Below are 21,461 nucleotides of genomic sequence, written 5' to 3' on the forward strand. Positions count from 1 at the left end.
AGGATGCCGCGGCGATGCTGAGCGAAGAGCAGAAAAAATTCTACGATGATCAGGGCTATGTCCTCGTCCCCGGACTGTTCAGCGCCGAGGAGGCCGCGGCCTTCCGCGCCGAAATGCACCGCATCGCCGACAATGAAGGCAACAGCGACGCGACATGGGACAGTGTGCGGGGCAGCGGCACGACGATCACCCATTGCCACGACGTCCATTTCCGGTCGGCGATGGTGACGCGCCTGCTCACCGACCCGCGCCTCACCGAGATCGCGCAGGACATCATCGGCCCGAACGTCCAGCTTCATCACAACAAGATGTTCATCAAGCCGCCCGAAAAGGGCTCGCCCTTCCCGATGCATCAGGACTATCCTTATTTTCCGCATCGCGACCATTCGATGATCGCGGTGATCCTGCACTTCGACGATGCACCCGAAGAGAAGGGGTGCCTGCGCGTCTATCCGGGGACGCACAAGCTCGGCCCGCTTCCCGCCGAGGGCGCCGACCATCATGCTTCGACCGAAACCTACCCGATCGAGGGCGCCACCCCCCTGCCGGCGAAGGCGGGCGATGCGCTGTTCTTCCACTATCTGACCGTCCACGGATCTGGCCTCAACACGTCGGACGAGCCGCGTACGACGCTGCTCATCCAGCTCCGCGATCCGGCCGACGTGCCGCTGAACGACCGGCATAGCTCGCGCGGCCAGGGGATGATGCTCGCCGGCGTCGACCCGACCGCGGGCGCGTTCAAATTCGCGTGGGAAGACGAGAAAGCTGCCTGACGTCCTCGCCTGGCTGCTGCTGCTTTTGTCGTTCGGCAGTCCGCTCGTGGATGACCCCTGCGCGAACCTCGCGAAGCTGACGATCGACAAGGCGGTCGTCGAGAGCGCGGTGCTGTCTGACGGCGTCTGCCGGGTCAACGGGTCGGCGCACCCGGTACCGGGATCGGACATCCGCTTCAGCGTGTACTTGCCCGCCCCTAACCGCTGGAGCGGACGCTATTACCAGATCGGCAATGGCGGGTTCGCGGGAGCGATCCACCTGCCGACGCTCGACGAGGGCGCGCGGCGCGGCGATGCCATTGCGGCGACCGATACGGGGCATCGCGGCCATGGCTTCGATGCGAGCTGGGCGCCGGGCAATTCGGTCGCGCTTGCCGATTACGGCTGGCGGTCGATCAAGGCGACGCGCGATGCCGCCGCGGCGCTGGTCGGGGCCTATTATGGCCGCGCGCCCATCCGGCATTATTTCATGGGCTGTTCGAACGGCGGGCGGATGGCGCTGATGGCGGCGGCGCGCTGGCCCGACGATTGGAGCGGGATCATCGCCGGGGCGCCAGCGAACCCGTGGACGCGGCAGTTTCGCAATTTCGGCGCGATACAGTATGCGATGCGGGCGCCGGGCGGGTGGCTTGGAGCCGCCGAGCGGACGCAGGCTAAGTTACCCGCGCAGAAGCGGGCGACGCTCGATGCGATCATCGCAGCGGGATATTCTCCTACAGCGATCACTGCGGAAGACTGGGCGTACTGGATCGCCAACCCGGACACGGCCGCGCAGTCGCAGCTGACCTTTGCCGAGCAGTCGCGCGCGCATCTCTTGGGGCATTTCAGCGACGAAACCCTCGCTGGCGAACTCGACATCAAGCCGGGCGACCTGCAGGGCTTCCATGATCGCGGCGGCAAGATTCTTTCCTATTTCGGTCAGTCGGACCCGGTGATCGCGCCCGGCCTCGGGGTTGACTGGTACCGTGCGGTGCAGGCCGCGACGCGCGGCAAAACCACCGACTTCTATCGCCTGTTCATTATTCCCGGCATGTCGCATTGCCAAGGCGGCGCAGCGGCGACGAGTTTCGGCCAGTCGCTCGACGCGCCCGCGGTGCACCAGGACCGCGAGCACGACGTGCGGCTGGCGCTCGAAGCTTGGGTCGAACGCGGCATCGCGCCAGCGGCGCTCAAGAGCGAGGCCGGGACGAAGCGCACGGTTATCCGCCCGCTTCGCTGAGCGCCGAGCGCGCCTTGTCGTTCCATCTCGGTGAGCGAGCGCCCAATGCCGTCGCACAGGGCAGCACGACCAACAAGATCACCGAACCGCGGTTGCATACCAAGGATGATCGCCGGCCGATTGAGCGTGATAAATCGCCGCCATTTAATGCGATGACTCCATTGAGGAAGCGGACACGCGCGTCCGAAGCAAGGGACAATGGCCGGTAGCGGTCAGTCGCCTTTTTAGAGGTCAATCGCAAAAACCGATCGAACGCCCCTTAGGCAGATGGGCCATCCGTCAATTCGCTAGCCGCCGTCAAACGCATCATCGGGTTGCCTCTTGGCTCCAGCGACCCGCATTTGTTGCGCCGACTCGAACCGTCTGGTCCTAGCTACCGCGTTCAAGCGCGGCGACAACATGTTGGGCAAGGCGGTGCGCCGTGTCGGCCAGGCCCGCCGCCTCGATCAACGCGATTTCGGTGTCGTAAAGCAGCGGAAGATCGGCTTCTCCGGCAATCGGGGTCAGGTGCGGCGGCACCATTTCGCGAGGGAGCACTGCAATGCCGAGGCCTTCGCTCACCGCCGAAAGACTGCCCGCGAGGCTCGTCGAAGTATAGGCCACGCGCCAGTCGCGACCGATCGCCTCGAGCGCATCGACGGCTCGCTTGCGATAAACGCAAGGCTCGGGCGAGACGACGAGCGGAATGCTCGCGAGGCCTGTTGCAGCCGACTGATCGCGGGCCACCCAGACCAGCGGCTCGCGCCACACCCGCACGCCCTCAAGCGGCGCAGAAGGCTCACGCTTGACGAGCACGAAGTCGAATGCGCCGGCATGAAATTTGTCGAGAAGGTTGAGCGTGAGATCGCAAGTCACCTCGAGCTCAACGAGCGGATGCGCCTTGGTGAAGGTCGCCAGTACGGCAGGGAGATGCGCAGTGGCAAAATCCTCCGGTACCCCGAGCCGGACGCGTCCGGCCATATCGGGCTCAAAAAGCTCGGCGATGGCCGCGTCGTTCAGACGCAGCAGCTGCCGCGCCGGACCGAGCAAGCGCCTGCCCTCCTCGGTGAGGCTGAGCGACCGGGGGGTGCGCGCGAAGAGCGCCCTGCCCAATTGCCTCTCGAGCCGCTTGACTTGCAAGCTGATCGTCGATTGCGTTCGGCCAAGGCGGTCGCCGGCCCGGGTAAAGCTTTCCACCTCGGCAATGGTCACAAAGCAGCGGAGCAAATCAAGATCGAGGTTTAGCGTGCCGGTCATGGCAGGAATTTGCCGCAGCCATTGTAATTGTCAATGAATGACATTTTAAAAACTCGTTTTGTCAATTTTTGGCGGTGCGCCATTGGCGGCGGCGAAAGGAAGTCGCATGTCCGACAACACCGCCCAAAATGCTGCCGCTTCGACGCTTCCGGGCGTGCGCCCGCCCGTCTGGATCGCCCTTATCGGAATCGCCGGATTGGCTTTGCTGGCGGCTGACGGCCGCCTGGCGTTCTCTCCCCTTCAACTCGTCATTGCTCTGCTGACCATGTTCGTGGGCACCATCGTCGCGGCCTTTTCGTGTAGACATATGCGGACTGATCGTCGGCGAGCATCCTATTTCGCGCGGATCGCCCTGCTGATAGGATCGGTCCTGCTATTCGTCCTGACGGACGATCTGCTGGCCTTCGGCGCCGCCTGGATAGCAAGCGGACTTCTGCTGGCCAGTCTCATCGGTCATTCCGATGCCCTCCCCGAAGCTCGCGAAGCCGCCATGCGCGCGCGGCGGACCTTCCTGATCGGCGATCTCGCGCTGCTCGCCGCGCTTGCGATTGTCGGGGGACATGGCGGAACAACCGATGTAAACGCCGCACTTTCGCGAAGCGGCAGCCTCTCTCCTCTCGCTAGCCACCTCGCGGCGCTGCTTCTCGTGATCGCGGCGGCTGCGCGATGCGCTCTGCCGCCTTTCTCGGCTTGGCTGCTTTCGTCGATGACAGCACCAACGCCGGTGTCGGCGCTAATGCACGCGGGGCTTGTCAATGCCGGCGGCTTTTTGCTGCTGCGGCTGGCACCGGTCCTCGAGGCAGCGCCTGCGGCGCGCTATGCGGCAGTCGGCCTGGGGCTTTTCGCAGCTCTGTGGGGCCTCGGCGTCATGGCCGTCCGCCCCGACGTCAAGCGCGCGCTAGCCGGGTCGACCGTATCGCAAATGGGGTTTATGATCATGAGCTGCGGCCTTGGCGCCTATGCCGCCGCGCTCTGGCATATCGTGGCGCACGGACTGTTCAAGGCCTGGCTTTTTCTCGGGGCGGGTTCGCTTATCGGGATGCGCCAACGCGAGCGGGCTCCGATTTCCCGCTCGGCCGTCCTGATGGCCGCTCTCCTCGCGCTGTGCGCCGGCGCCTGTATGGCCTTCAAAGCCGAAGTGGGCGGCGACCTGGTGGCGCTAACCCTCGCCGTGGCCGCAGCCGCCGCTACGCTGATTGCAGGATATGGCGCTCCCGCCTCGCGCCGCGCGCGCGCATGGCTGGTCGGTCTGGTCACGGCACTGATCGCGGCAAACGCAGCAGGTCTTTTGCTGATCGGCAGCCTTTATCAAGCGCACGCCGAACCCTTGCTTCCGTCACCCTTGCTGATTGCGATTGCCGCCCTCTTTCTGATCGCATGGCTCTTCCAAGCCGCGCGGATGGCGCGCGGCGCAGCGCTTCCCCCGGCGCTCTACGTCCGCCTTCTCAACGCCGGCTCCCTTCCCGCCCACCGTACCGGAGATCTCGCATGAACATGATTGCTCCAATCGAACGCACAGGGGAACGGCTCGGCCGGACCGAAGTCGCCGGGCTCGTTGCGCTCGCCGCGCGCACGGTTGCGCCGCTCTGGCCGCTCGAAAGCGCGATTGCCGTCAACCCGCTGGCGAGATTCGAAGAGCTGCCGTTCGCGCAAGCCGTGGCTGAAGCATCGAAGCTTTTCGGCGCGCGCCGCACGCTGCCGCTCGCGCTTTGGCGGCGGCTTTACGAAAATGACCGCATCGACGAAGCCGCCTTGCGCGATGCGGCCATCGCACATCTGGGCGGCATCTATCACGCCGCCGCGCCTATTGCGCCCGGCGTAACGATGCTCGACGCGCTGATGGCGTGCCTGTTGGCGATCGAACCCGGCGACCAGCCCGAGCGGAAAGACGGACTTGGCCCTGATGCGGCGTTCATCGCAAAATGGTGCGGCGCCTTTTTCGACCATGGCATGACGACGATGCCATTGCCGTACCGCGACCTCGGGCTTTATCGCGCCGTGCTGGCGATGGCAGCGTATGACCCTGATTACCGGACGCTCACAGGCGCGCGGGGCGCAGCGTTGCTGCTGAGCGTCCCGCGCGACCCGCTTGAGGCCATTTCCGAGGGGCTGGCGAGTCTGGAAGTACCGGTCGACGAACTCGCCTATCTGTCGGGTCTGGTGGCACGTCTCCCGGGATGGGCTGGCCATATCCGCTGGCGCACCGACCATGCCGACCCTGACCGCGTGGCCGATGTCCCGGCAACTATGGCCGATCTCGCCGCGCTCTGGATCTTGCTGGCGCGCGCCGACGCAGTGTCCGCTTTGCCCCCCGCGCCGTCCGCCGGCAAAGACAGGCGCGCCGCGCTCTTGGCCCACTTCGGCTTGACCGCCAAGGCGCTCGACGCGCGCAATGCCGAAAGGCTCGACGCGGTGGCGCGCGTCGATGACGACGCGCTTGGTGCCTTGTTCATGACGGCCGCCGAACGGAGCTATGCAAACGGCCTGATGCCGGCACTGCAAAGGGCCGCTCGAACCAGCAACCCACCCCTCCGGCCCGATGCCCAGCTGGTTTTATGCATCGACGTGCGCTCGGAGCCCTTCCGACGAGCTCTGGAAGCAGAAGGCAATTATGAAACCTTCGGCTATGCCGGATTTTTCGGTTTGCCCATTGCGCTGCATCCCTTCGCCGGCGCGCATCGCGCCCGCCTGCTGCCGGTGCTTCTCTCGCCCCGGCACGACATTTCGGAGCGTCCAGTCCCCGGCCGGGAAAGCGAAGCGGAGGCAATCGCTGACGGGGCGCGTCGCGATGCCTGCACCAGCGATCTTTTCGCGGCTGCGAAAGTTGGCCCGGCAACTGCCTTTGCCGCTGCAGAGGCGACCGGACCGCTCGCCGCAGCCCTGATGCTGGCGCGGACCTTCGCGCCGCTCGCGGCAAGCCGCGCGGCCGCCACGCTCCGCAAGCGCCGGCAGCTCGCTCTCGCGCCCGCGCCTGAAGGCTATGCGAATCACACCGGCGTCTCGCTTGCCGACAAGGTCGGTTATGCCTCTGCCTTGTTCCGCCTGACCGGGATGCGGCCCGATACGGCACGGCTTGTCGTGTTGACGGGACATGGCGCAAGCGCGGTCAACAATCCCTATGCGGCCGCGCTCGATTGCGGCGCCTGCAGCGGCCATGCGGGCGGCTCGAACGCGCGACTGCTGGCAGCGATGCTGAACGATGCAGATGTGCGCTCGGGCATGGCGGAGGAAGGCCTCAAGCTGCCGCCAACCACCTATTTTCTGGCTGCAGAACATAACACGACGACGGACGAGGTGACGATCTTCGATGCCGATAGCATACCCGATACCCACGCCGCCGACCTCGCCGCGCTTTCAGCAAGTCTCGCGCGTGCCGCCGGAGCCAACCGCGCCCGCCGCGCCCGGTCGCTGGACCGAGCGCCGGGCGACCTGCTGACGGGCGCCGTGCATTGGGGCGAAGTCAGGCCCGAATGGGGTCTTGCCGGGAATGCCGCCTTCATCGTCGGCCCGCGCGACCTGACCCGCGCCATCGACCTTCAAGGGCGCGCCTTCCTCCATAGCTACGATTGGCGGGCCGACCGCGACGGCAGCGCGCTGGCGACGATTCTGACGGCGCCAATGGTCGTGGCGCAGTGGATAAACTGCCAATATCTCTTTTCCACGATCGACAACGAGCGTTACGGGTCGGGCGACAAGGTCACCCATAATGTCATCGGCGGCATTGGCGTCGTCCAGGGAAACGGCGGCGATCTCAAGATCGGCCTGCCCCGCCAGTCGCTCTTTCGCGACAACGGACTTCCGCACCACGTTCCGCAGCGTCTGCTGGCCATCGTTCATGCACCGTTCGATCGCGTGGCTGCGCTCGTCGAGACCAGCGACATCCTCCGGCGACTGTTCGGCAAGGGCTGGGTGCAACTTATCGTGATCGATCCCGAAACGGCGCGCGCGCGGCGCTGGCGCGAAGACGGCGCCGACTGCGGCGAAGGCCGGAACCTTCTCTGTGTCGATTGTTAAGGAGGAGATTTGATCATGACCATGAAGCAAAATGCCTTGCCCCTGCCGCTTCACCGGCGCCGCAAGATCGAAATCGTCATGCGGGCGGAGGATCGAACGATGGTGGAAGACTTGCTGCGCGCGGCCGGCGTCAGCGGCTGGACCATGATCCGCGACGTTGCCGGAATGGGCCATCACGGCTTTCATCAGGGCAGGACGATCTTTAACGATGAAAGCGGCCTGGTGATGTTCGTGGGCGTCGGCGACGAGGCGGTCATCGCCGATGTCGCCGGCGGCCTGTCACGCCTATTCGAAAGCCGTCCGGGAGTGACCTTTCTGTCCGATGTCGAGGTCATGCGGTCTGACTATTTCTCGCCCGCGCGTAGCACACCCCGTGGACCGTCCCTTTGAAACGCGCGGCCGCACGGCCGTCGTTGCGACGATGCACGGCAAGGAGCGCGTCATCATTCCTGCCCTTGCGCCGCTGGGTCTCGCGTTTCTGCCCTGCCCGGCGATCGACACCGATCGCTTCGGCACCTTCACGCGCGACATCCGACGCGCGGGGAGCCAACGGGCGGCCTTGGATGCGAAAGCTCGTGCCGGACTCGCCGCCGCGCCGGGAGCCGATTATGCGGTAGCGAGCGAGGGGGCGTTCGGACCGCATCCCGCCTTCCCCTTCATCCCGTCCGGCTTCGAACTGGTTGGGCTCCTCGAGAGGCAGTCCGGCGCGATGATCGTGGGCCGATATCTCAGCCTCGACACCAATTTCCGCCAGGCGCAGGCCTCGACGATCGACGAGGTCGAAGCCTTCGCCCAAGCAATCGGCTTTCCGAGCCATGCGATCGTGTTGATGGCAGGCCGCGACGGCCCGATCATCGCCAAGGGGGTGTCGGATCGGAGCATTCTGATTTCGCAGGCTCAGGCCGCTATCGAATGCGGCGGCTCGGTATGGCTGGAAGCCGATATGCGCGCAAATCGCAATCCGCAGCGGATGGCATCGATATCGCTCGCGGTGCAGGAACTGCTAAGCACCCTTACCACGCGGTGCCCGGCTTGCGATTATCCCGGCTGGACGCCGCAGACGAAAGATGGCCGACCCTGTCTCTGGTGCGAAAACCCGACCTTCGAGTCATGGATCGAGGTTCGTCAATGCGGAAACTGTGGTCATCAGGCGGAACGATGTCTTGATGCCGACCGAAGAGCCGAACCCGGGCTCTGCCTCATCTGCAACCCATGAACCGCCATCTGCGTGCGATCAGCCTACGGCGAAGACTGCCACGAGCGCGGGCCCGCTTCCGCGGTACGACGCCCTATCGATCAATATTTGGTCATACGAATCAGCGTCAAATCATAGCCCGAATCCTTAACGCCCCCCTCCCGCGCAGCGGATCGCGTGAAGATTTTCCGCTCGGGTGAGCGCCCACAGATTGTACCCCGATAGCTCGCCGACGGTCGACTATCCATAGTCGTCGCCATGACCGAGCAGCTAAGCATACCAGAATGGTCTGGGCTTCAATGGCTGCTTAAAATGGGATTGGTCGACCATCCCAGCCAAAGAACCCCCCGCTATCCGCCGGAATGAGCTGGTTAATCACGGCGAGCATGTGGGCGGCGCTGTTTTCAGCAGCGAAGAGCGAAGTTGGGGGGATCCGCGCCTGAAAGGGCTCGGAAAGGGGCGTATCGACGGTTCCAGGATGCAACACTGCCACGATCGCCTCTGGGTTGCGATGACGAAGCTCGATAGCGAAGCATCGCACAAGGGCATTGAGCGCCGCCTTCGATGCGCGATAGCTGTGCCATCCCCCCAGTCTGTTGTCCGCAATCGAGCCGACTCTCGCCGACAGGAAACTTGCGGCCACCCGGCGCTTTGCGGCAAGAACGGGAAGGAAATGCTTGGCAACCAGCGCAGGGCCGATGCTGTTGACCGCGAACACCCTGGTCATTGCCGCAGCATCGATGTGGCGAAAGCTCTTCTCGGGGTTTATCGAGCCCTCGCCGTGCAGAAGGCCCGTTGCCAGGATCAGAAGATCAAGATCGCCATCCTGTGCGACCGCACGAGAAGCTTCGGAAAGCGCGCTTTCATCAAGGATATCGACCGTTATCGGCGTGATCACATCGTCATGGGCCGGGATCCGGTTCCGGCTTGCAGCATATATGCGGCCGTATTTTCCGGAAGAGCGAAGCGCATCAACAAGGGCTCGGCCGATACCGCCGCTGCTCCCGATGACGAGGGCGCGCTTGCCTTCCAGAGAGTCCTCCCGCGCTCGCCGACGATGCGCTTGAAGACCGCGCGTAACGTGCATTCGTCTTTCCCGCGACCTGCCCAAAGGGGAAAACCGCGGACTGGGCTCGGCAGCTTGAAGCTTCGCCTTTGCCGACATCCTGATTGCATTTGCCGTGGTCTCAATGCCGACCGCGCTGAGCACAGCCGCGTGGTGCATCTTTATCCTCCGTTCGCAGAGCGAGAGTGCGGACGCGATCTGCTTGCTCGGTTGTCGGCTTGCCCTCAGCTTCATGACCTCGCGCTGACGCGGCAGGAGCGCATCGATTTGCAAACGGGCCGCATATTTCGGCCTCCGACGGCGTCCCCTTTGTCATCGGCCTCCGCGAACCGAGGAAATATTCAAGCGTCCCTCCAGTGAAAATCGACGCGGAAAGCACCGCGCTAAGAACAGGCGACCCAAGCGGCATCGTTGCTCCGCAGCCAAGGCAGCGATATTTTCTTGAAGCCCATTCATATTTGCCTTCGCCCTGCCACAAGACGGTTCATGATTATTCCTATATTGATATTAGCCTGGCGGCGAGTTCCTCTACCAGCTCTGCCCGATTCCATACTGGCGGCTCGCAAACATAGATCTCAGATAGCTAGAGAGTATTCGATCGCCCCTGCTTTCTGGGAGCAAGGTCAGGCCTTAGGGTTAAGCTCCTTCGCGCCAGCATGAGCGAGACAGATTTGGCCGCAGCAGCGATTTGCCGCTGTCAACAAATGTCCGCTAACGGGCTTCCCATTACGTGGCCGGCTACGTCTTAAATCAGGCGCATAGCAGCCGTAAACGATGGCTTAGCCACCCAGCGACTATTCGATATTTAGTCCGACATGGTGTCAACCGCGCTTGCGCCGCCCGGCGCTCTCGCGAGTTGGCCGCGCGCCGCGCATGCAAACGGGTAGCAACCGGATTTCTACGGTATCTTGCAGATGGGCGGTCACTTTGGGTATCTGGTTCACGACATCAAGCAGGATCTGGAGGCGTGTGGCGCTCGCGTATCGGTTGGCATTTTCGCCGCCATGCTTCTGACCGAGAAGATCCGACCGAAATTCTTCGAATGTCTGCAACATCTTCAATTCAGTGCTGACCATATGCCGACCGCTGTGAACCGCCTGTCCCGGCTTTACGAGTTTCAGACGTGGCTTAATGTGAAGCCATATATTTTTGAAAAATACATCTCCCAGCGCACGCCCTGTGCGACCGGGTTGGATTTCTGGAAAGAGGTACTGCTCGCCAGCTTCCTTCATGGCTTGGACATAATGCATGAAGCCCAAGCGACGCAGCTCTTCGCAAACAGGAATCTTACGAACGCTGGTCGCGTTCTTGACGCCGCCCGCAGAAGTTTTCCTGATGTTGACAAAAAAGATACCGTCTTCTTCGCCGATATCATCGACCAAAAGCTTACAAGCTTCCTCGCGCCGCATACCTGAATACCAGACCAGCGGCATGACCCAATAGGCTGCGTCGTGCCAAATCGAGCCTCCCGGCGTCACGGACAAACGCTGAGGCAAATCGACGCCCGTACCGCCGGTCCAGATGCCGAGACGAAACAATTCTTCACCCTGCGCAATCGTATAGGGGTCGCGCTCGTCGCGCTCGTCCCTGTCGTCCTCATCGAGGATAAAATCTGAAAAATCGAGAGGCGCCATTGGCGTTTTCGTCGCAAGCCACGCACACAATCTCTTGAGGTTGGCGAAATGACGATTGATGGTTCCTACGTCGAGGCCAATCGCGAACGAGATTTCTTCGCCGCGCTCCTCTTCTTCAGTAAGACGATCGAGCGCCTCGCTGCAAATTTCCTCCAGCGACATCGCTTCGTGTCGAGGCGACTTATGATGCGACGACGGTAACCGGTTCAACAGGTCGTAAAACTGGTTCAGGTCTTCCTGGCATGTTGCTGCCATGGCCTTGCCATTATTTGACTTGCCGAACAGAAAGGGCGCGGCCTTGAACTGGCGCTTCTGGCTGGCGCCCCAGACCTTCGGCTGCGACTTGCGCTTTTTGGGGTTCGCACCCTCGGCCAGGACCGGCGCATCTTCCCGTCCGCGCGCCTTTGGTTTCAGCTCCATATATTTTTCTACTGCCTGCACCGGGCTAAGGGTGGCATAATGGGTCTGCACATCGGTGAGTGTCGACGCTGACGCAGGCACAATGGTGCTGGCGTTCCACGCGTTTGGAGGCGCAGGGGCGGAGATCGGGGGAGGCATCGAAGTCTGCAGAGGCGCTCGCCCGAGCGCGTTCATCAGCGCCAAGCTGTGTTCGATCGCCCGAACCTCGGGGCTGTCGTAGGTTGCCGCGGCCGTCAACCGTGCCCCACACATGACCTGCCGGGCAATTTCGATTCGGTCAGCCGCTGGCTCGATGCCGAGCCGCTCCAGCAATGCCTTTGCCTCATTCAGCAAATTGCCGGGAACATCGCCGGCTTGGGAAAGCATCGCATAAAGATTGGCGCGGGCCTCTTCGTCCAGCGACGGAAAGCGCTTGTCGAATGACCCGATGTAATCGATGCCCATATAGTCGTCGAAGCCATTTGCGATGAAATCGCCGTTAAACGCTGCATAGATCGAGAGCATCTGGTGGAAGCGAGCGGTGACATTGCCCTCACCGTCCTTCTCGATCACCGCCAACTGATGCGCCAGCATGTTGCGATACCGCACCATCTCCTCTCGAAAGAGATGGTTCACCTGCTCGCTGGTCAGTCCTTCCTGCTCGATCCGTTCGTATAAGCTCATTCGCACAACCTCGCTTCGGCTGGTCATCGCGACCGCGCGCCGTCGCGCGACCGACTGGTCCTTCGTCAAAAGGCTGACCGTTGTTACGATGGTTATAGGACGTTCAAGCCGTCCAACGAAGCGCACCCGGCGACGCCACCAGTAGGTGGCCCCGCGACGGTTCACATTTTCGATTGCTGGCATCAGGCACTGGCTCCACCCACTGGTAGCAATTGATGCCACTGCGATGGTCGGCCTTGCTCAGTTAAGGGAGAAACCTGGGGTTTTCCGTCCCTTGGCTGAGGCACAGCACCGGCTGGCTGGGGCGGCAGGATTCGAACCTGCGCATGGCGGCATCAAAAGCCGCTGCCTTACCGCTTGGCGACGCCCCAACGGCCGGTTGCGAGCGCGTCTATAGCGCGCGCGACATGAATGGCAAGTTGCGGCCTTAAAGCCGCGTTACCCAGCCATAGGGATCTTCGGCACGGCCGCGCTGGATATCGACGAGCTTGTCCTTCAGCTTTGTCGTGACCTGCCCCGGGCCGCCGGCGCCGATGGTAAAGCTGGAGTCGCCGCGCGTCACCTTGCCCACCGGGGTCACGACCGCGGCGGTGCCGCAGGCAAAGCTTTCGGTCAGGCGGCCGCTTTCCGCATCGGCCTGCCATTGGTCGATCGCATAGGGTTCCTCGCGCACATTCAGCCCGGCATCGCGCGCCAGCGTGATGATCGCGTCGCGGGTGATGCCGGGCAGGATCGTGCCGGTCAGCGAAGGCGTGACGATACTGCCGTCGTCGAACACGAAAAACATGTTCATGCCGCCCAGTTCCTCGATCCAGCGACGTTCTGCGGCGTCGAGAAAGACGACCTGGTCGTGGCCCTTCGCAATCGCCTCGCGCTGCGCGACGAGGCTGGAGGCATAGTTGCCGCCACATTTGGCAGCGCCAGTGCCCCCGGGCGCGGCGCGGGTATAATCCTCCGACACCCAGAGCGAGATCGCGGGAGCCCCCGACTTGAAATAATTGCCGACCGGCGAGGTGATGACGAGGAACTGATATTCGGAGGCGGGCTTCACGCCGAGGAATACCTCGCTCGCGAACATGAAGGGGCGCAGATAGAGCGCGCCGCCATCAACCGGCGGGAACCAGCGGGCGTCGGCGGCGACGGCTTCCTTGACCGCGGCGATGAACAGCTCCTCGGGCAGTTCGGCCATCGCCATGCGGCGCGCGCTCGCATTAAAACGTGCGGCATTGGCTTCGGGCCGGAACAGCGCCATCGAACCGTCGTCGAGACGATAGGCCTTCAGCCCTTCAAAGATTTCCTGGGCATAATGGAGCACCGCGGTCGCGGGATCGAGCGTCAGCGGCCCGCGCGGCATCACCTGCGCATCGTGCCAGCCCTGTCCTTCGGTATAACGGATCGACACCATATGATCGGTGAAAACGCGCCCGAACGCCGGATCGGCGATCGCCGCCGCCCGTACATCGTCCGCGATCAGATTGGGGTGCGGAAGATGGGTGAAGGCGGGAGCGGACATCGAAAAATCCCTGTTGTTGCGGGCCTGTGGAGCGCGCCTCTTGCCAAAGACGGGCGCGGCGCGCAACGGTAGCAACTATGCCGGATGACAATTTTCTTTCACAAGTACCCGCTGCCTCTGCCCTTTTCTTGCGCGAAGACGAGGTGCGCCGCGGCATCGAGTTTTTGTTTTTCGCCCACGCCTCCTTATGGCGCGCGATCGACGCGCGGCTGACCGAGAAGGAATTGGGGCGGGCCCATTATCGCGCCCTCTATTTCATCGCGCGGCAACCGGGACTGACGATTTCGGACCTGCTCGCGCTGCTGGGCGTCACCAAGCAGTCGCTCGGCCGCGTGGTCAAAGACCTGGAGGCGCGCGATTATCTGACGACCCGCCCGGGAAATCGCGACCGCCGCCAAAAGGAGTTGCGGCTGACCGATGCGGGCCGCGCGGCCGAGGCCGCCATCTTCACCACGCTGCGCGACACGATGAGCCGCGCCTATACCCACGCGGGGCAACAGGCCGTGACCGGATTCTGGCAGGTCAGCGAAGCGCTGGTGCCGCCGCGCGAGCGCCGCCGAATCGTCGCTCTCGGGAAAGACGCGGGCTAGCCCTTTCGCCAATCCAAGTCCCCGTTCGCATCGAGCGGGTTATGATTCAGGTCAGCCCTCGCCCCGTGCAATATCGGCCAGTTCGCGCCCGCGGTCGCGCGCCGCGCGGAGCACATTGGTGAGCAACGCGGCAAGCTGGCCGTCGCTGTCGAGCACGTCTAGGCCCGCTTGCGTCGTGCCCCCCTTGCTCGCGACCTGCGCGATCAGGGCGCCGGGCTTTTCGCCGCTGTCGGCCAGCAGCGCGGCCGCGCCGCCGAACGTCGCGGTGGCAAGCTGCAACGCGTCTTCGGGCGACAGGCCGAGGCGTTCGCCCGCCGCCGCATAGGATTCGATCAGGCGAAACACGAAGGCCGGCCCGCTTCCGGTAAAGGCGGTAACAAGGTCCATCGCCGAATCGTCGGCGAGCGTTACCGTCTGGCCGAGCGGGTCGAGCAGCGCATGGATCGCCCGGTCATCGGCATCGCCCAGCGTTGCCACGGCCGACACGCCGGCGCCGATGCGCGCGGCGAGGTTGGGCAGGATGCGAACCTGCGCGCCCGCGCCGGGGAAACGTTCGGCAAGATCGGCGAGCGATACGCCCGCGAGGATCGACAGCAGATGGACATCCCCCGTCGCAAGCGGCGCCAGCACTTCGGCCACGTCGCCAAGCTGCTGCGGTTTCATGCCGAGCATGATCCAGTCGGCCGCCCCGCCCGCAGCTTGCCATTCGTCCAGCGACGCGTGCTGGACGATCCCGACCCGCGGCGCCGCAAAGGGGTCGACGATCGCGATCAGCGCCGGGTCAAGCCCCGCCGCCAACCAGCGATCCAGCATCGCCCCGGCCATGTTGCCGCAACCGACCAGCAGGAGCCGCCCGGAAAAATTCCGCAAAACTTTGGTCATAGGTCCTTCTTTTCTTGTTCTTTAACGGCAGCTGTTCTCGGGCCCCGACAACAGGTCCAGACAGCGGCCGTCGATCTTGCCCGCATCGACGGGCAGGCCGATCACTGATGCCAGCGTCGGCATGATATCGACGGTCATCACCGCATTGGGCTGTTCAAACCCGGCCAGCCCCTTGCGCCAGAACAGCATCGGCACGCGGCGGTCATAATCCCATACCGACCCGTGCGTCGCAACATAGCCAAGTCCCGATTCGGGAATGGGGGTGACGCGCGGTGTGAGCACGACGATGAAATCGCCCGACCGGCCCGGGTGGAAGGACGCACGCAGCTTGTCGAGCAAGCCCCATGTGTCAGGGGCCTGCTTCGACATCGCACGACCTGCCAGCTCGTCTGCCGTGACCACCGCTTCGATCTGCGGATGCGCGCGCAGTCGCACCAGAATTTCGGCAAGCGCCGCCTTGCGCTGCGCCGGGGTCAGCGATTTCGCCAGATACATGTCGCCGAACGGACCGTCACCGTAGAGCAGCGGTTGCGGCAGGCCGAGCTTTTCGGCGACCGCTTTGCCCAGCGTATCGGGATCGAGCGCCGGATCGACGCGCTCGGCGGCGGGCCAGGCGTTCTGGCGATTGCGTTCGGGCATGTCATGCCCGCCATGATCGGCGGTGAGCGCGACGGCATAGTCGATGCCCGTCGCATCGAGCCGGGCAAAGAAATCGCCCAGTTCGCGGTCGAGCCCCATCATCTGGAGGCACATTTCGCTGCCTTCGGTGCCGGCGCCGTGGCCGACATAATCGGTCGCCGACAAACCGACGATCAGCAGGTCGGTGCCGCTGCCCTCGCCCATCTTGCGGGCCTGGCGCAGCGCCGCGGCGGTCGCAAGGACCGCGCCGTCGGCTTCGGGCGACGCCATGAAGCGGCGGAAGTCGCCGCCCTCGCGCGCCATGCGGCCCGTGCCGACGCTGCCGCCCTTGTCACCCACCGGGATCGCGATGTCGTGGTTTGCGCAGTCGGCCGGAAGCGCCATCGCCGGGCGCGGCTGGGCGATCGCCGCGGCGATCACGGCGCCCGCCTGCGTCGCGGTCGGCGACAGGGCGGTGCCGCGATAGCTGGTCAGGCCGGTGGGGGCGAGCCACATCAGCTCGTCGGCTTGCCGCCCGCCCATCATGATCGCCGCGCGGTCCTTGCCCGCAACCGACACGACCTGTGTCTTGGGATCGCGTGCCTTCATCAGGTCGCCGAGGGTGGGGACGAGCAGATGCGCCACCGACGGCGCATATTTGCCGCCGCCCGACGCGGTGCCAGCGACGCTTTCGTCTTCGGCGCAATAGATGCGCTTGTCCTCGCGCGCGACCGACAGGTCGAAATAATTATTGGCAACGATGCCCGCGCGGCCGGGATGGCTGCCGGTCAGGATCGTCGAATGGCCGGGGCAGGTTTCGGTCGCGCCATGCGCCTGATACCCCGACGGAAAAACGATGCCCGATGCCAGCCGAGCGAGACCGCCTGTGAATTTGCCGCGATATTCAGCGAACAGATCGGCCGAAAACTGGTCGACCGCAACCATCACGATCAGCTTTGGCGCCGGGGTCGCGGACGTCACCTTGGGCGTCGGCGGCGCAGCATTCTGCGCAAGGCCGGTTCCCGCGGCCGCGACGCAAAGCACGGCAGCAAGGGCGGTGGACAGATATTTCAGCTTCACGGGCGACTTCTCCAATCGGTAGGTGTCAGCGCGGGCTGTCCTCTCGTCGAAAGCCGCCTATATGGCAAGCCTTCCAACGGTGAACAGCTGCGGGCATGCCATGAATTTGCAGAGTGAGGCTTTTGTGACACGCCTATGGCACGCGGCGCTGGCCCTGCTGCTGTGCGCCGTGATCGGCGTCAGTCCCGCCGCAGCGCAATCGACGCATATCCGGCCGAAACTGGTGGCCGAATCGGTGGTGCCCGCGCCGGGGAACGTCACGACATTGGCGCTGACGATGACGCCCGCCCCGACCTGGCACGGCTATTGGGTCAACGGCGGCGACGCGGGGTTCGGCCTATCGGTCGAATGGAACGCGCCCGACGGTGTCACCGTCGCGCCTTTCCGTTACCCGGTGCCCGACGCGCTGATTCTTTTTGGCATGATGAACCATGTCTATGAACATCCCTATGCGCTGCTCGCCGATGTCCGGATCGACCCGTCGATCGCGCCGGGCACCGACCTGACGCTGTCAGGCGTCGCCAACTGGCTCGCGTGCACCGACAAGGTGTGCGTCCCCGAAAAAGCTGTCATTTCGGTCGCGCTCAAGGCGGGCGATGGCAAGATCGCGGCGGCCGACCGCGAACGGTTCGACGGCTGGCGCGCGTTGCTGCCGCAACCGCTTGACCGGCAAGGCAGCTGGCAGCGGCGCGGCGACACCGTGCGCTTTGCGATCCCGCTGCCGGCGAGCACCGCGATCGACGCACCGCACCTGTTCGTCGAGACGCAGGGCGTCATCGACTATGCCGCACCGCAGCGCGTCAGCCGCAATGGCGATCGCATCATCGTCGAAGCGCGCGCGAAGGGAGAGAAAGAGGGGCCGGTTTCGGCGCTGCTGAAGCTTGGGCCAGGGCGCGGGCTTTCGTTGCAGCTCGCCCCCGGCGCCGTGCCCGCAGCGGGCGACGCGATCGCCGGATCGGCGGACGGAATCGACCCCGGCCTGTTCTGGACCGCACTGGGCGGTGCGATTCTCGGCGGGCTGATCCTCAACCTGATGCCCTGCGTCTTCCCGATCCTCAGCCTGAAGGCACTCAGTCTTGCCCGCTCGGGGGGCGATGCGCGCGGCGCGAAGGTGGAGGCGATCGCCTATACCGCCGGCGCCGTTGCCACCGCGCTGCTGCTCGGCGGCGCGCTGCTCCTGTTGCGCGGCGCGGGCGAACAGGTCGGCTGGGCATTCCAGTTGCAGCACCCGCTGAGCGTGTTGGCGCTGTTGATCCTGGCGCTGGCAATCACCTTGAACCTGCTCGGCGCCTATGAACTGCCGTCCTTCGGCGGCGGGCAGGCGCTGGTCGACAAGGGCGGCGCAGCGGGCGGTTTCTGGACCGGCGCGCTGGCGGCCTTTGTCGCCACGCCGTGCAGCGGGCCGTTGCTCGGCGCGGCGCTTGGGGCGACGCTGGCGCTGCCCGCCTGGGCGGCTCTGCCGGTCTTTGGCGGGCTCGGGCTGGGGCTTGCCCTGCCGTTCCTCGCGATCGGCTTCATTCCGGCGCTGCGCAATCGATTGCCGAAGCCGGGGCCGTGGATGGAAAAATTTCGCAAATGGATGGCGCTGCCGATGGGGCTGACGGCGCTGGGTCTGGGCTGGCTGCTCTGGCGCCAGCTCGGCAGCGGGTCGCAACTTGCGTGGCCCGCGGTCGCGGTCGCTATGGCGATCGTTCTGTTCACCCATTATGGCGCCATCCAGCGCGGCGACCGCCGTTCATGGCTGCTGATCGCCGCCGGCCTGCTGTTCGTGGGCAGCCTTGTCGGCACGGTGAGCGACGTCGCCGACAGCGAGCGGGCGACGGGCACGGGATCAAGCTTTTCGCCTGACGCGCTCGCCAAGGCCCGCGCCACCGGCAAACCCGTGTTCGTCTATTTCACGGCCGACTGGTGCCTGTCGTGCAAGGCGAACGAAGCAGGTGCAATCAACCGCGAGGCGGTGCAACAGGCGTTTGACAAGGCGGGCGTCGTCACGCTCGTCGGCGACTGGACGAACGGCGATCCCGTCATCACGCGCACGCTGGCCGAACATGGCCGCAACAGCGTGCCGCTCTATCTTTGGTACGCGCCCGGCGCCGTAAAGCCCGAAATCCTGCCGCAGATATTGACGCCGGGGATGCTGACGGATTTGGCCGCACAATGATTTTTCAGTTCGCAATGACAAGAAAAAGGTGATGAAAAAACAGCGCGCCGACCAATTGCTCGTCGACCGCGGCCTCGCGGAAAGCCGGACCCGCGCGCAGGCGCTGATCCTGGCCGGACTGGCCTTTGTCGGCGACCGCAAGATCGACAAGGCGGGGCAGCAGGTCGCGGCCGATGCCGAGATCAGCGTCAAGGGCCGCGATCATCCATGGGTGTCGCGCGGCGGCATCAAGCTGGACCATGCGCTGACCCTTCTCGATTGGGACGTGACCGGCGCGGTCGCGATCGACGTCGGATCGTCGACGGGCGGGTTCACCGACGTGCTGCTGAGCCGCGGCGTTACGCGTGTCTATGCGGTCGATTCGGGGACCAACCAACTTGCGTGGAAACTGCGGCAGGACGAGCGCGTCATCGTCCACGAACAGACAAGCGCGCGCATCCTGACCCCCGCGCACATCCCCGAGCCGATCGACCTGATCGTGTGCGACGCGAGCTTTATCGCGCTGTCAAAGGTGCTTCCCGTGCCGATGTCGTTCGCCAAAACCGGCGCGCGCATCGTCGCGCTGATCAAGCCGCAGTTCGAGGCCGAGCGGCACGAGGTCGGCAAGAAAGGCGTCGTCCGCGACACCGCGGTTCATCAGCGCGTCTGCGCCGAAGTCCAGGATTGGCTGACCGGCGCGGGTTGGGACGTGATCGATCTGGTCGAAAGCCCGATCACCGGCCCGGAAGGAAATATCGAATTTCTGATCGCCGCGGTGAAGCGAGTCGCTTGACGCTGCGCCGCACAATCGCGACACCGATGCAACGGATTCGCATGTGAGGGATATTGCGGGCATGACCGAAATCGCAACGCCGGGCCAGCTTCGCATGTCCTATCTGCGCTGGGCCCTTGTCACCGTCCCCGCCATCGTCCTGATCGGCAGCTTGATGGGCATCCTGTCGAACAGCGGCTATGATAATCGCTGGTTTGCGGCGCTCGACCTGCCGTCGATCACGCCGCCGGGCTGGGTGTTCGGCATTGTTTGGCCGATCCTCTATATCATGCTGGGCCTGTCGCTCGCGATGATCCTCCATGCGCGCGGCGCCAGGGGCCGGGGTTTCGCGCTGCTGCTTTTCTTTGTCCAGCTTGTCGCCAATTTCGTCTGGTCGCCGCTGTTTTTCGGGCAACATCAGGTGACGAGCGCGCTTTACCTGATCATCTTCATCCTGATGGTGACGATCGCGACGGCCTTTGCCTTTGCGCCGATCCGCAAGGCGGCGGCGTGGTTGCTCGTCCCCTATATGGTCTGGCTCAGCTTCGCCGCGATCCTCAATTTCCAGATCGACCAGCGCAATCCCGATGCCGAAACCCTTGTTCCGGCCGCCGCGCGCACCCAGATAGGATGACGGCGCAAGGGACAACTGGGGACAGCCCCGACAAAGGAATATGAGACATGCAGAGCGAAAACCGCTTTTTTGACGACCTTGCCAAGATGGTGAACGGCATCGCCGGGACCGTTGCCGGCGCCGGACGCGAAGCCGAATCCGCAATGCGCGACCGCGCAAAGGAATGGGTCGGCCGCATGGATTTCGTCAGCCGCGAGGAATTCGAGGCGGTGAAAAAAATGGCCGCTACCGCGCGCGCCGAAGCCGAAGCGCTGAAAGCGCGCCTCGACAAGCTCGAAGGCGTGAAGCCCGCTGCCGCGCCCAAGGCTGCTGCTGCGCCAAAGGCTGTGACCAAGCCCGCTGCGGCGAAGCCGGCCGCGAAACCCGCTGCCAAGCCTGCGGCGCGCAAGCCCAAGGCCTGAGGCGCCCCACAGCGCCTTTTGCCGATTGTGCACAGATTATTCCCCGGATGGCACGGGACGCGGACTCGCGTCGCCACGCCATCCGGGCTAAGGCGCGCGCATGAGTGACGATATCTACGACGACGAAGACGGCCAGGACGCGGCACCGATGGAGATGCTGGCATCCTATTTCGCCGCGCACGACTGGCCGCACGAAATGGTCGGCGAGGACGAGATCGTCGCGACCGCGCAGGGAAGCTGGACAACCTATGAGCTGCGCGCCGTCTGGCGCGCCGACGACGGCGTGATCCAACTGCTCGCCTTTCCCGACATTCGCGTTGTCGAGGACAAACGCACCGTCGCGCACGAGGCGCTGGCGATGATCAACGAGCAGCTTTGGCTCGGTCATTTCGAGCTGTGGTCGAACAGCGGCACGATCCTGTTCCGCCACGGGATGCTGGTCGGCGGCGATGCGTCGCTGTCGCTGGACCTCACCGAAACGCTGATCGAAAGCGCGATCGACGAGTGCGAACGTTTCTATCCGGTGTTCCAGTTCGTGCTGTGGGGCGGCAAGACCCCCGCCGAAGCCCTCGCGGCATCGCTGATCGAAACGCGCGGGGAGGCCTGAGGCC

General features: G+C 64.3%; 18 protein-coding genes and 1 tRNA gene. 12 read left to right on the top strand and 7 right to left on the bottom strand.

Annotated elements, in window-relative coordinates:
* The first annotated feature begins 14 nt into the window (after positions 1–14).
* Positions 15–773, top strand: coding sequence for a phytanoyl-CoA dioxygenase family protein (locus A3E77_RS03675; protein ID WP_293643493.1), 759 nt, complete (start codon positions 15–17; stop codon positions 771–773).
* A gap of 46 nt (positions 774–819) precedes the next feature.
* Entirely contained in the window at positions 820–1,992 is a 1,173-nt protein-coding gene (locus tag A3E77_RS03680; RefSeq protein WP_293643494.1) for a tannase/feruloyl esterase family alpha/beta hydrolase, read from the top strand.
* Positions 1,993–2,361: 369 nt separating this feature from the next.
* Here the strand turns inward: A3E77_RS03680 and A3E77_RS03685 are convergent, their stop codons facing one another.
* A complete protein-coding gene (locus A3E77_RS03685) occupies positions 2,362–3,228 on the bottom strand; it encodes a LysR substrate-binding domain-containing protein (RefSeq protein ID WP_293643495.1) in 867 nt (288 codons plus the stop codon).
* Positions 3,229–3,334: 106 nt separating this feature from the next.
* Between A3E77_RS03685 and A3E77_RS03690 the strand changes: the two genes are divergently transcribed.
* Genes A3E77_RS03690 through A3E77_RS03705 form a run of 4 tightly spaced genes read left to right on the top strand, consistent with a single transcriptional unit; the run spans position 3,335 to position 8,458 of the window.
* The gene (locus A3E77_RS03690) at positions 3,335–4,720 is read left to right on the top strand and encodes a proton-conducting transporter transmembrane domain-containing protein (RefSeq protein WP_293643496.1); all 1,386 of its coding nucleotides are present in this window, start codon (positions 3,335–3,337) and stop codon (positions 4,718–4,720) included.
* The gene (locus A3E77_RS03695) at positions 4,717–7,242 is read left to right on the top strand and encodes a DUF2309 domain-containing protein (protein WP_293643497.1); all 2,526 of its coding nucleotides are present in this window, start codon (positions 4,717–4,719) and stop codon (positions 7,240–7,242) included. Before A3E77_RS03690 ends, A3E77_RS03695 begins: the two co-directional genes overlap by 4 nt.
* 15 nt (positions 7,243–7,257) lie before the next feature.
* A complete protein-coding gene (locus A3E77_RS03700) occupies positions 7,258–7,632 on the top strand; it encodes a P-II family nitrogen regulator (RefSeq protein WP_293643498.1) in 375 nt (124 codons plus the stop codon).
* Between the two features lie 31 nt (positions 7,633–7,663).
* Positions 7,664–8,458, top strand: a complete 795-nt coding sequence (locus A3E77_RS03705; RefSeq protein WP_293643499.1) for a DUF6671 family protein — start codon at positions 7,664–7,666, stop codon at positions 8,456–8,458.
* A 286-nt stretch (positions 8,459–8,744) separates the two neighbouring features.
* Here the strand turns inward: A3E77_RS03705 and A3E77_RS03710 are convergent, their stop codons facing one another.
* The 4 genes from A3E77_RS03710 to A3E77_RS03725 all read right to left on the bottom strand — a co-directional run bounded on the left by A3E77_RS03710 (position 8,745) and on the right by A3E77_RS03725 (position 13,733).
* Complete coding sequence (locus A3E77_RS03710; RefSeq protein ID WP_414713075.1) at positions 8,745–9,776, bottom strand: SDR family NAD(P)-dependent oxidoreductase; 1,032 nt, start codon at positions 9,774–9,776, stop codon at positions 8,745–8,747.
* A 548-nt stretch (positions 9,777–10,324) separates the two neighbouring features.
* Positions 10,325–12,403 (bottom strand): site-specific integrase, encoded by a 2,079-nt coding sequence (locus A3E77_RS03715; RefSeq protein ID WP_011540389.1) that lies wholly within the window; start codon positions 12,401–12,403, stop codon positions 10,325–10,327.
* A gap of 113 nt (positions 12,404–12,516) precedes the next feature.
* A tRNA-Gln gene (locus tag A3E77_RS03720) sits at positions 12,517–12,591 on the bottom strand.
* 56 nt (positions 12,592–12,647) lie between these two features.
* On the bottom strand, positions 12,648–13,733 hold the full coding sequence (locus tag A3E77_RS03725; protein ID WP_293643500.1) for a branched-chain amino acid aminotransferase: 1,086 nt from the start codon (positions 13,731–13,733) through the stop codon (positions 12,648–12,650).
* A gap of 77 nt (positions 13,734–13,810) precedes the next feature.
* Between A3E77_RS03725 and A3E77_RS03730 the strand changes: the two genes are divergently transcribed.
* Positions 13,811–14,323, top strand: a complete 513-nt coding sequence (locus A3E77_RS03730) for a MarR family winged helix-turn-helix transcriptional regulator (protein ID WP_293643501.1) — start codon at positions 13,811–13,813, stop codon at positions 14,321–14,323.
* A 51-nt stretch (positions 14,324–14,374) separates the two neighbouring features.
* Here the strand turns inward: A3E77_RS03730 and proC are convergent, their stop codons facing one another.
* Both proC and A3E77_RS03740 read right to left on the bottom strand, forming a co-directional pair.
* A complete protein-coding gene (proC, locus tag A3E77_RS03735) occupies positions 14,375–15,205 on the bottom strand; it encodes a pyrroline-5-carboxylate reductase (RefSeq protein ID WP_293643502.1) in 831 nt (276 codons plus the stop codon).
* A gap of 21 nt (positions 15,206–15,226) precedes the next feature.
* Complete coding sequence (locus A3E77_RS03740) at positions 15,227–16,918, bottom strand: alkaline phosphatase family protein (RefSeq protein ID WP_293643503.1); 1,692 nt, start codon at positions 16,916–16,918, stop codon at positions 15,227–15,229.
* Between the two features lie 85 nt (positions 16,919–17,003).
* On the opposite strand from A3E77_RS03740, the gene A3E77_RS03745 reads away from it, so the two are divergent.
* The 5 genes from A3E77_RS03745 to A3E77_RS03765 all read left to right on the top strand — a co-directional run bounded on the left by A3E77_RS03745 (position 17,004) and on the right by A3E77_RS03765 (position 21,457).
* Complete coding sequence (locus A3E77_RS03745; RefSeq protein WP_293643504.1) at positions 17,004–19,064, top strand: protein-disulfide reductase DsbD family protein; 2,061 nt, start codon at positions 17,004–17,006, stop codon at positions 19,062–19,064.
* 31 nt (positions 19,065–19,095) lie between these two features.
* Positions 19,096–19,836, top strand: a complete 741-nt coding sequence (locus A3E77_RS03750; RefSeq protein ID WP_293643505.1) for a TlyA family RNA methyltransferase — start codon at positions 19,096–19,098, stop codon at positions 19,834–19,836.
* A gap of 61 nt (positions 19,837–19,897) precedes the next feature.
* On the top strand, positions 19,898–20,449 hold the full coding sequence (locus A3E77_RS03755; protein ID WP_293643506.1) for a TspO/MBR family protein: 552 nt from the start codon (positions 19,898–19,900) through the stop codon (positions 20,447–20,449).
* A gap of 47 nt (positions 20,450–20,496) precedes the next feature.
* Positions 20,497–20,850: an accessory factor UbiK family protein gene (locus A3E77_RS03760; RefSeq protein WP_293643507.1), complete on the top strand. Its 354-nt coding sequence runs from the start codon at positions 20,497–20,499 to the stop codon at positions 20,848–20,850.
* 100 nt (positions 20,851–20,950) lie between these two features.
* Positions 20,951–21,457, top strand: a complete 507-nt coding sequence (locus tag A3E77_RS03765; RefSeq protein ID WP_293643508.1) for a type III secretion system chaperone family protein — start codon at positions 20,951–20,953, stop codon at positions 21,455–21,457.
* Positions 21,458–21,461: the final 4 nt, after the last annotated feature.

Source organism: Sphingopyxis sp. RIFCSPHIGHO2_12_FULL_65_19, from assembly GCF_001830555.1.
In the GTDB taxonomy this organism is placed as follows: domain Bacteria; phylum Pseudomonadota; class Alphaproteobacteria; order Sphingomonadales; family Sphingomonadaceae; genus Sphingopyxis.

What these genes read in the sequence shown, in the direction of transcription:
- A3E77_RS03685 (WP_293643495.1), bottom strand. Translation starts at nt 3,228, where the DNA reads ATGACCGGCACGCTAAACCTCGATCTTGATTTGCTCCGCTGCTTTGTG.
- A3E77_RS03700 (WP_293643498.1), top strand. Translation starts at nt 7,258, where the DNA reads ATGACCATGAAGCAAAATGCCTTGCCCCTGCCGCTTCACCGGCGCCGC.
- A3E77_RS03755 (WP_293643506.1), top strand. Translation starts at nt 19,898, where the DNA reads ATGACCGAAATCGCAACGCCGGGCCAGCTTCGCATGTCCTATCTGCGC.
- A3E77_RS03750 (WP_293643505.1), top strand. Translation starts at nt 19,096, where the DNA reads ATGAAAAAACAGCGCGCCGACCAATTGCTCGTCGACCGCGGCCTCGCG.
- proC (WP_293643502.1), bottom strand. Translation starts at nt 15,205, where the DNA reads ATGACCAAAGTTTTGCGGAATTTTTCCGGGCGGCTCCTGCTGGTCGGT.
- A3E77_RS03695 (WP_293643497.1), top strand. Translation starts at nt 4,717, where the DNA reads ATGAACATGATTGCTCCAATCGAACGCACAGGGGAACGGCTCGGCCGG.
- A3E77_RS03675 (WP_293643493.1), top strand. Translation starts at nt 15, where the DNA reads ATGCTGAGCGAAGAGCAGAAAAAATTCTACGATGATCAGGGCTATGTC.
- A3E77_RS03745 (WP_293643504.1), top strand. Translation starts at nt 17,004, where the DNA reads ATGAATTTGCAGAGTGAGGCTTTTGTGACACGCCTATGGCACGCGGCG.
- A3E77_RS03765 (WP_293643508.1), top strand. Translation starts at nt 20,951, where the DNA reads ATGAGTGACGATATCTACGACGACGAAGACGGCCAGGACGCGGCACCG.
- A3E77_RS03760 (WP_293643507.1), top strand. Translation starts at nt 20,497, where the DNA reads ATGCAGAGCGAAAACCGCTTTTTTGACGACCTTGCCAAGATGGTGAAC.
- A3E77_RS03690 (WP_293643496.1), top strand. Translation starts at nt 3,335, where the DNA reads ATGTCCGACAACACCGCCCAAAATGCTGCCGCTTCGACGCTTCCGGGC.
- A3E77_RS03730 (WP_293643501.1), top strand. Translation starts at nt 13,811, where the DNA reads ATGCCGGATGACAATTTTCTTTCACAAGTACCCGCTGCCTCTGCCCTT.
- A3E77_RS03725 (WP_293643500.1), bottom strand. Translation starts at nt 13,733, where the DNA reads ATGTCCGCTCCCGCCTTCACCCATCTTCCGCACCCCAATCTGATCGCG.
- A3E77_RS03715 (WP_011540389.1), bottom strand. Translation starts at nt 12,403, where the DNA reads ATGCCAGCAATCGAAAATGTGAACCGTCGCGGGGCCACCTACTGGTGG.
- A3E77_RS03705 (WP_293643499.1), top strand. Translation starts at nt 7,664, where the DNA reads ATGCACGGCAAGGAGCGCGTCATCATTCCTGCCCTTGCGCCGCTGGGT.